Consider the following 10,315-nt stretch of genomic DNA (forward strand, 5'->3'; position numbering starts at 1 on the left):
TCAGCAATTTTTGAGAATCCCCAACCGGCTAAACCTACCAAACCAGCTTCCATAAATTACCTCTATTATTCAGTTATTAATTATCCATTATCAATTATCCATTATCAATTATTAATGGCAGTATCCCACAAAGAGTCAGCAATTTTTGAGAATCCCCAACCGGCTAAACCTACCAAACCAGCTTCCATAATTTTACCTTTAGTTTTACCTCTAATCTTAGATAAAATTATATCAGGATTTACACAAAATCTGTAGAGGTTAACGGCTGTTAACCCCTATTACACGCCTCTAAGTCAGTCTTATAAAATACCTAAACAAACCTAATTTCTACTAAACTTACCGCATACTTTGTTTTTTCTCTGCTTTCAAATCTCGACTATTGGCAGCAGCTAATTCTGCATCCATTAAAGTTTTTCCTGTTGCTGCTAAATAAACATCATCTAAACTTGGTCGCGCTTGAGCAATACCAAAAATGGGTAAACCTGCTGCTTGCAATGATTGTTGAATTGTAATTAAAGCATCACTCTGGGGTGTGACAACTAAGTTTAAAGAATTGCCCTGAGCAGCATTGATAATCACTTCTTGAACTATTGGTAACGGTTCAAGTAACGTTTTGGCTGTTTCTGCTTCTTCAGTAGGGGAAAATTCTCTAATGCGCAGAGTTATGCGATCGCCTCCTACTCTGTCTTTAAGTTCAGAAGGAGTACCAGTTGCTATGACTACACCTTTATCAATAATAGCCACCCGGTTTGCTAAAGCGTCAACTTCTTCAAGATAGTGACTGGTAATCAAAACTGTTGTACCTGAGTCTCGCAACTGACGCAAAAAATCCCAGACTGCTACCCGACTGTCAATATCTAAACCAACTGTTGGTTCATCTAAAACTAAAACATCTGGTTGATGTAGCAAACCTGCTGCTAAGTCAAGACGTTTGCGGATACCACCAGAGTAAGTACCTGTTTTTTTATCCGCCCAATCTTCTATACCAAGGAGGCGAATCACTTTGTCAATTCTTTCTTTGGCCAACTTGCCAGGGATATGATATATTGCTGCTTGGAGTTGCAGGAGTTCTCGGCCTGTTAATACTTTGTCTAAGGCCACTTCTTGGGCAACATAGCCAAGGCGTTGTCTAGCTATTCTTGGTTGGTCAGTTACGGAAATACCGGATACTTCTAAACGTCCAGCATCTGGTGTAATTAGGGTGCATAGGGCGCGTAGGGTAGTTGTTTTGCCAGCGCCGTTAGGGCCAAGTAAACCAAATATTTCTCCAGGTTCTATCTTAAAGGAAACGTCCTTAACTGCTACAGATGAGCCATAACTTTTTTGAAGGTTTTCGATTAAAACTGCTGGTGCCATAGTTATTAGTATATTTAGAGTTTTCCCTGAATATTGTAATTGTTTATTATTTATTTGGCTAAGAAATAAGGTTTCAAGCTTCCTCTTTCATAGAAATAACAAAGAGTATTCCCTATTTCCAGCCTCTAAATTAAGATAGATGTACTGATAACTAATAACTGATAACTGATAACTGATAACTGTTAGCGTAGCTCCTCCGACAGGAGGCTAACTGAAATGGCACTCAGCAAACTACATAAATAGGTAAATTTTATTCAATAACTTTTACCCATCCACGGCGAACATGGTAAACCAACCGGTTAATAATGGCATATTCATCATCATCTAGATAACCATTAAATAATACATTATGAATCTGTTGCCGTTCATCGCTGGTAATAACACTGGAGGACATTACGTCACTGAATACTGCTTCAAGTACATTTTTTGCTGGTGATACATTGAGTAATCTCATATAAATTATTAACTAATGACTAACTAATACTGACTCTTTTATTATTAGGGTTTTTCTAATTAGATGTGGTGATGTGAGTAATTATTAGTTAATGATTGTTCTCAATTTAATTTATAGTTAATATCATAGGTTCGATGTGAGTATATTTGTGTTTGTTGGTGATGCTTGTCACTGAATATAAAATCTGGTTGTGAAACACCACATAAAATTAGCTGAGGCAAAAGGCAGTAGTTCATTAATTGATAATTACCTCTGGTTAAAACCGTTACGGAATTGAAGGTCGGGAAATATGATTTCTTTTTTTCCCCTATCCAAGGGGAGGCTTTAAACCAGAATTATTATATTATTAATAATTAATAATTCGGTAACAGATTAACTATAACTTTAACTTTTTTGCAGATTCCCTATGAAAACTCCTGATGCCATATTTATTGGTGTATTCAGAGTTTTCCCTAAATATTGTAATTCTTTATTATTTATTTGGCCAATAAATAAGGTTTTAAGCCTCTGACTTAAGGCAGAGAAAGATAGTGATAACTGAAATGGCACTCAGCATACTACAGAAGTTAAGTCAATTTCATTCAACAAATTTTACCAATCCACGGCTAACATGATCGACCAACGTTTTCATCATGGCATATTCATTATCATCTAGATAACCACTCAATAATACACGCCGAATCTGTTCACGTTCATCGCTAGTAATAATACTAGAGGACATTACTTTGCTGAATACTTCTTCAAATACATTTTTTCCTGGTGATACATTGAGTAATTTCATATAAATTATTAACTAATGACTAACTAATACTGACTCTTTTATTATTAGGGTTTTTATAATTAGATGCGGTGATGTGAGTAATTATTAGTTAATGATTGTTCTCAATTTAGTTTCTAGTTAATATCATAGGTTTGATGTGAGTATGTTTTTATTTGTTAGTGATGTGTGTCACTCCGAGCATTCAGCATTTAGCTGACAGCTATGATTTATAAGTTATTAAGTCATTATCTGGGAAAGAGGAATTAGTCTTCAAGGAGAATTACAAAGTTATGTTTGTGCAGCATTGCGTAGGAAAGAAAAAGGTCATCAGCTATACCAAGTTCCGGTAATATAGAATCCGGATAATTACTATAGCTTGCGTCCGCAGCGACTGGAACGGAGTGGAAGGTTTGCGGAGCATTCCGGAACGGATAACAATCTCAGAGCTTTAAGAGATTGCTTCCGCTTCGTCGCTGCGGACGACTGTTCAACCGGATTCTATATAATACCAAATTCACCAGGTTCGAGGTATATGCGCCATGCGATACAAATATTAACGATCAAGTCTTTTTTCGGCGTGGATATTGCCCAGTACGACTATACCTCACTGATATGAAAATACGCTGTAGAAATAGTTACAGTAAAAAAGGGAGTGGGGAGTAGAGAATATCCTCAAATTTAATTTTCCTGTATCGCTTTGTCACATTAGCGCAATTCGGGAGGATATCAACTGACTTGAAGACAACGTTCAATTGTTGCTAATACTGACTGAGATAAACTAGGTAAGTCATAACCTCCTTCTAAACCAAATAATATTTTGTGGGTTATTTGTAAACAATATTCTGTAAATAATCCATAGTCTTCTGGTTGTAGAGAAATACCTGCTAATGGGTCGTCATGGTTGGCATCATAACCAGCACTAACAATCAATAAATCTGGTTGGAAGTTAGCTAAAAAGGGTATGACTTTTTGCTCGAAAGTCGGTTGATAAATAGCCATTGTACTACCTGGTGACATGGGTAAATTTAGTACGTTATTGTAGGAACCATGTTCGTCAGCAGATCCTGTTCCTGGATAACAGGGAGATTGATGTAGAGAACAGTAGGCTATATTTTCATTAGTTTCTACAATTTCTTGGGTGCCATTACCATGATGTACATCCCAGTCGAGAATGGCAACTTTGTTAATGTCTGGTTTTTCTAGAGCGTAATGAGCGGCGATCGCTGCATTGGAAAATAAGCAAAATCCCATACCCCGTCTACTTTCAGCATGATGTCCGGGTGGTCTTGCCAAGACAAAAGCTGGTTTCCCATTTGCTAACACTAAATCGACTCCATCTAACCAAGCACTTATCGCTAACAATGCTATATCATAACTTTTAGGAGAAACTGGTGTATCCCCATCTAGATAACCGCCACCACTATTAGCTATTTCTGCTACTGCTTCAATATGACTACGAGTATGAACTTTTTCTAGTAGTGTCATCAATGATGGATCGCGCTTTTCTACGGGAGTAGGTGACTGCCATTGGAGTTGGCCATTGTCAGGAAAAGTATTGAGAGCTGTCACAATTGCAGTTAAACGTTCTGGTCGCTCTGGGTGTAGCATACCAGTTTTGTGTTCGAGAAATTCATCGGAATAAATAACAGAAACCATATTACAAATATCAATATTATAGGTTTTCCAACTGACTAAAACTTAAAAAAAGCTGTCAGCCTTCAGGAGTCAGCAGTCAGGAAGATTATTTTTTTGAACTTGGGTTAAAAAGCTGATAGCTAGTTAATTAAAATTATACCAATATTTTAACTTTTCATTCAACTAAAAATATCTCCCTATTTTCCATTTATTTTAGCAAAATATTCAGACAAAACGTGCTATAATTTTAGATATAAACAGCATATTTTTTTAATCATACCAAATTTAATCGGAGGCAATCCGATTTTTGGTGATTTGTTGTTAGTTAATTCTAAATTTAATGGAGTTTTTCATTATATGACTACTGCTGAGTCACGAATTGTACCAACCGATCTGCGGAACGAAATGTCCCAATCATACCTAGAATACGCTATGAGTGTTATTGTAGGTCGGGCGTTGCCAGATGCTAAAGATGGTCTCAAACCCGTGCATCGTCGCATACTTTATGCTATGCACGAATTAGGTTTAACTCCAGACCGCCCTTTCCGAAAATGCGCTCGTGTTGTGGGGGAGGTTCTGGGTAAGTACCACCCCCACGGCGATACAGCAGTATACGATGCTTTGGTACGCATGGCTCAAGATTTCTCTATGCGATCGCCACTGATCCACGGTCATGGTAATTTTGGTTCTGTAGACAATGACCCCCCTGCTGCGATGCGTTACACGGAATGTCGTTTGCAACTGCTGACAACTGATGCTATGTTGCGGGATATCGACTCGGAAACGGTAGATTTTGCTGATAACTTTGATGGTTCTCAACAGGAACCTTTGGTACTGCCTTCTCGCGTTCCTCAACTATTTCTCAACGGTTCCTCTGGTATTGCAGTGGGGATGGCGACTAATATTCCTCCTCATAATTTGGGAGAATTAATTGATGGTTTGGTGGCACTTATTCACAACTCGGAAATAACTGAGAACGAGTTAATGCACCATATTCCAGGTCCTGATTTTCCTACGGGCGCTCAAATCTTAGGTAAATCTGGGATTCGGGATGCTTACACCCTCGGTCGCGGTTCCATCACCATGCGGGGTGTGGCGACAATAGAGACTATCGAACAACGGGGGCGCCCTGACAAGGAAGCTATTATTGTCACCGAGTTACCATACCAAACTAATAAAGCAGCATTAATTGAAAAAATTGCCGAACTGGTTAATGACAAAAAAATTGATGGTATTTCTGATATCCGGGATGAGAGCGATCGGACTGGAATGCGTATTGTTATCGAACTGAAACGAGATGCTTATCCGAGAGTTGTACTCAATAACCTCTACAAACAAACTCCCCTACAAGCAAATTTCGGAGCGAATATTTTAGGATTAGTAAATTCCGAACCTCAGTTATTAACTCTGAAAAAATATCTGGAAGTTTTCCTAGAATTTAGGGTTGAAACTATTACGAGGAGAACAGAATATGAACTCCGAAAAGCCGAGGAAAGAGATCATTTATTACAGGGTTTACTAATTGCTTTAGATAACTTAGACGAAATTATTCAATTGATTCGTAGTGCGGCTGATACCCCTACTGCTAAACAAGAATTAATGGAAAATTATGGTTTATCTGAAGTTCAATCCGATGCAATTTTACAAATGCAGTTAAGAAGATTAACCGCATTAGAAGCACAAAAAATTGAAAAAGAACATGAAGAATTACTATTAAAAATTGCCGACTTACAAGATATATTAGCTAAACGGGAAAGGATTTTAGAAATTATCGAAAATGAAGCTTTAGAAATTAAAGAACGTCATGCAACTCCCAGACGAACTGTCATTGAATTAGCAGAAGGAGAGCTAGATGATACAGACTTAATTGCCAATGAAAAAGCAATTATTTTATTAACAGAACAAGGCTATATTAAACGCATGCCTATTAATTCTTTTGAGGCTCAAAGTCGAGCAACTCGCGGTAAATCTGGCACTAAAATGAAAGAAGATGATGTAGTCGAACATTTTCTCAGTTGTTATGACCATGACAGTATTTTATTCTTTAGTCAAAGGGGTGTGGTTTACTGTCTAAATGCTTATCAAATTCCTATTGGTTCTCGTATCGCGCGGGGAGTACCAATAGTGCAAATGTTACCAATTCCTAGAGATGAAAAAGTTACTTCTATTGTACCTGTTTCGGAATTTACTGATGAGGAATATTTAGTCATGTTGACTAAGGGTGGATATATAAAGAAAACAGCTTTATCCGCATTTGCTAATATTCGTTCTAATGGATTAATCGCTATTTCTTTGTCAGAAGGAGATAGTTTAAGATGGGTAAGAAGAGCTAGAGTTGAAGATAGTGTAATTATTGGTTCTAGTTCTGGCATGGCAATTCACTTCAGAACAGATGATAAACAATTGCGTCCTTTAGGTCGAAATACTAGAGGGGTAAAATCTATGAAACTTATCAAAGGTGATGAGTTAATTAGTATGGATATTTTACCGAGTTCAGTAGTTGAAATAATTGCCGATATAGATGAAGATAATTTGGAATTAGAAGAGGAAGAATTGGAAATAGAAACTGAGGAAATGGAAGAGGGAGAAACTGATGAAACTTCTGGTGGTAATGATATGGGACCTTGGGTATTAGTAATTACTACAAATGGTTATGGAAAGAGAGTGCCAGTTTCTCAATTTACTTTACAAAACCGAGGTGGAAAAGGTCGTATTGCTACTAAGTTTAAACAGAAGAAAAAGAAACAAGACCAAGTAGCTGCTTTACGAGTAGTAAATGAGGCAGAAGAATTGATGATAATTACTGGAAAAGGAATTATTATTCGTCAAGCAATAGATGCTATTTCTATTCAATCTCGTAGTGCTACAGGGGTGAGGGTACAAAGACTTGATGATGCGGATGCTATAGCAGAAGTTGCTTTAGTTCCGGCAACGGAAAATGAAGAAACAACAGAAATAGAAGAAGAAGAAATAATGGAAATAGAAGGAGAAGAAACAGAGGAAGATATGGAAGAAGAATAAATATTTCTTTGTAGTTGCGCTTTAGTGCTTAGAGACATCTTTTGTACTAAAACAAAACTACTACCTTGAAATATTTGTTTGTAGTTGCGCTTTAGCGCTTAGGCACATAAAGATGTGCTAAAGCAAAACTACTAGCTTAACTAGAAAATCAGGTCTAGTCTTTTAAAGAGAATAAAAAAAGAAAATTCAGTATTTAAAGCATCCCTATTGGAGGAGATACCGTTAACTATTAACTGATATATAAATCATAAATTATTTGCGAGACAACTGTAGGGGTTTGGTTTCCAAATCCTATTTATATTTTGGTTTGGAAACCAAGCATCCACGATAAAATATTACAACATAAACGCGGATTATTCTAATTAATTTATGGAATTTCATTCGTCCTTATTCTTAGTGCAAGAAACTGATATTTATCAGTAAAGCAAAATTTGTAGGGTGCATTACGACGGATTTTTAAAAGCATTTAATAATCCGTCGTAATGCACCATTAGATAAGTGTCACTCTACTACTTTAGTAGGAGGTTCTATTAACTATTGAATTATAACAGTTTGATAAATATTTGCGATGAATCTGTTGGCTATTTCCAGTTAAGTTTTATCTATAACTATAGTGTTTTAAAATTATTTTTCAGCCTTAGTATTATAACTAAAATTACATTACTATTTTGCCATATATTATATTGATTTATGGATTTTTATTCCTCCTTATTCTTAGTGCAAGAAACTGATATTGATAAGATAAAATGTTAAATGAACCAGAAATTTAGCGACGCTTACAAGACTTAAAAAATTGGCAAATAAAAGATAATCAATTATCCTACACTCATCAATTTCAAAACTTTGTTGAAGCCATAAATTTTGTCAATTGTTTAGTCACGCCAGCAGAAACAGCAAATCATCATCCAGATATTGCTATTTCCTACAATAAAGTGATGATAAATTTGACAACCTATGATGTAGGTGGATTAACCTAATTATACTTTGAGTTAGCAACAACTATTTCTCAGTTAATTAAAACTTGGAAATCAGACAAAAAATGTAAATCTTCAAAGAAGGAAGAAGGAAGAAGGAAGAAGGAATAAGAAACAAGGTTAATTAAAAAAAGTAGGTATAGATGTGAAAAACAATCTAGGGAAATGCCATTAAACATCCCTATAAAATTTGCTTGAAAAAGCTTATTTAATTAATTGATAATTGATAATTGATAATTACCTCTGATTAAAACCGTTACGGAATTGAAGATCAGGAAATATTATTTCTTTTTTTTTCCTTAAAAGGGGAGGCTTTAAACCAGAATCATTTAATTATTAATAATTAATAATTAATAATTCGGTAATTTCTAGAGATGTCTAGTATAGCTTTAAGTATTCAGCTATCATATCAAGTGAAAACTGTTGTTTATAAAAGATTTCAATTTTATTAATGTTCTATAGCACTCTGCGCTTATGTTGTAATATTTTCACTTGGGTTTGCAGACCAAACCCCTACAGTTTTTTTGACAAATCATAATTGATAACTGATAACTGAAATGATCTACTTATTTATAACATTTATTAGTGGCATTTTAATGGGAATGACCACAGCACCAATAGGTGCATGGTTTCTTGGATGGGTAGCTTTAGCTCCTCTCTGGATATTAGTAATTCAACAAGAAAAACCCCTAGACAGATTTTTATTAGGTTTAATTTGGGGAATAGGTTATCATGGTTTTGCCTTGTTTTGGATAACCGGAATTCATCCGATGACTTGGTTAGGAATTCCTTGGTTAGCTAGTCTAGCGATCGCTCTATTTTGTTGGATTTTTATCACCCTTTGGGGAGCAATTTTAGTTGCTATTTGGGCAATTTTATTTGGATTTTTAACCCGTCTATCTTTCTCAGATAAAATATTCTCATTTGCCAGAATTTTATTAGGTATAACTTTATGGTGTTGTTTAGAGAAAATCTGGAGTTTAGGAAACCTTTGGTGGACGTCTTTAGCTTTTACTCAGAGCAACCATAATTTAGTAATTTTGCACCTTAGTCAATTATCCGGACCAATTACAATTACAGCAGCTATTGTCACAGTAAATGCTTTATTTGGGGAAGCTTTTATTAAAGCAAAATTACAGCAAAATCTAGAAAATTTACAACAAATTAAATTTTGGCAAAAACGAAATAATTCAGATCAATTTAACCTATTTATCAATTCTTCCTTCTTCCTTCTTCCTTCTTACTTCTTCCTTCCCATAATAACTTTAATATTTTTCCACATCATAGGGTTTAATCTATATAATACTCCTTTAAATCCAGAACCAGAAGCAGCTTTAAAAGTTGGAATTATTCAAGGAAATATTCCCAATGAAATTAAGCTTAATTCCACAGGTTGGTATCGTGCTTTAGAAGGTTACACTCAAGGATATAAAAAATTAGCAGACCAAAAAGTTGATGCTGTCTTAACTCCAGAAACAGCTTTACCTTTTTTGTGGATGAATCAAAATAATCGTAGATTTAGTTCCTTTTATCAAGCAATTTTAGAGAAAGGAGTAGTAGCTTGGGTAGGAGGTTATGGCAAACAAGAGAATAATCTGACAAATAGCTTATTTACTATTGATAGTAGAGGTGAAATATTCAGCCGTTATGACAAAATTAAATTAGTACCTCTAGGAGAATATATTCCCTTTAATGAAGTGTTAGGCAAACTGATAGATAGACTCTCGCCTTTAGATGCTCATTTAGTACCTGGAAAAACCAACCAAATATTTGATACACCCTTTGGCAAAGCCATAGTTGGAATTTGTTATGATTCAGCTTTTTCGGAAGTATTTCAAAGACAAACATTAGCAGGGGGAGAATTTATTTTAACTGCTGCTAATAACGCTCATTATAGTTCTATAATGCCAGCTCAACATCATGCTCAAGATGTAATGCGGGCAATAGAAAATGATAGATGGACAGTACGAGCAACTAATACAGGTTATTCTGGAATTGTAGACCCCCACGGCAGAACAATTTGGCTATCTGGAATTAATACTTATGAGACTTATACAACCACAATTTATCGACGAAAGACTCAGACTTTATATGTAAAATGGGGTGATTGGTTAA

Annotated in this window: 7 protein-coding genes and 1 pseudogene; 4 read left to right on the forward strand and 4 right to left on the reverse strand. The window is 35.5% G+C overall.

Going from position 1 to position 10,315, the window contains the following annotated elements; all coding sequences use genetic code 11:
• Positions 1-255 (forward strand): hypothetical protein (locus ACP6PK_RS29785; protein WP_426565147.1); only part of this gene is annotated, 255 nt, incomplete at its 5' end.
• Positions 256-336: 81 nt separating this feature from the next.
• Here the strand turns inward: ACP6PK_RS29785 and ACP6PK_RS29790 are convergent.
• The 4 genes from ACP6PK_RS29790 to ACP6PK_RS29805 form a co-directional block, all read right to left on the reverse strand.
• Positions 337-1,356: an ABC transporter ATP-binding protein gene (locus ACP6PK_RS29790; protein ID WP_426565149.1), complete on the reverse strand. Its 1,020-nt coding sequence runs from the start codon at positions 1,354-1,356 to the stop codon at positions 337-339.
• Between the two features lie 250 nt (positions 1,357-1,606).
• Positions 1,607-1,750 (reverse strand): hypothetical protein, encoded by a 144-nt coding sequence (locus tag ACP6PK_RS29795; protein ID WP_426565151.1) that lies wholly within the window; start codon positions 1,748-1,750, stop codon positions 1,607-1,609.
• 637 nt (positions 1,751-2,387) lie between these two features.
• On the reverse strand, positions 2,388-2,531 hold the full coding sequence (locus tag ACP6PK_RS29800; RefSeq protein ID WP_426565153.1) for a hypothetical protein: 144 nt from the start codon (positions 2,529-2,531) through the stop codon (positions 2,388-2,390).
• Positions 2,532-3,296: 765 nt separating this feature from the next.
• On the reverse strand, positions 3,297-4,226 hold the full coding sequence (locus tag ACP6PK_RS29805; RefSeq protein ID WP_426565155.1) for a histone deacetylase family protein: 930 nt from the start codon (positions 4,224-4,226) through the stop codon (positions 3,297-3,299).
• Positions 4,227-4,562: 336 nt separating this feature from the next.
• Between ACP6PK_RS29805 and gyrA the strand changes: the two genes are divergently transcribed.
• From gyrA to lnt, 3 genes and pseudogenes are all read left to right on the forward strand, one after another.
• Positions 4,563-7,226: a DNA topoisomerase (ATP-hydrolyzing) subunit A gene (gene gyrA / locus ACP6PK_RS29810; RefSeq protein WP_426565157.1), complete on the forward strand. Its 2,664-nt coding sequence runs from the start codon at positions 4,563-4,565 to the stop codon at positions 7,224-7,226.
• A gap of 773 nt (positions 7,227-7,999) precedes the next feature.
• Positions 8,000-8,203: pseudogene (locus ACP6PK_RS29815) on the forward strand (4a-hydroxytetrahydrobiopterin dehydratase); the annotation flags it as partial.
• Positions 8,204-8,757: 554 nt separating this feature from the next.
• The coding region (lnt, locus tag ACP6PK_RS29820; protein ID WP_426565159.1) for an apolipoprotein N-acyltransferase at positions 8,758-10,315 on the forward strand (1,558 nt) is incomplete at its 3' end.

This window comes from Dapis hubbardiae BLCC-M172 (assembly GCF_050016015.1).
In the GTDB taxonomy this organism is placed as follows: Bacteria; Cyanobacteriota; Cyanobacteriia; order Cyanobacteriales; family Microcoleaceae; genus Trichodesmium.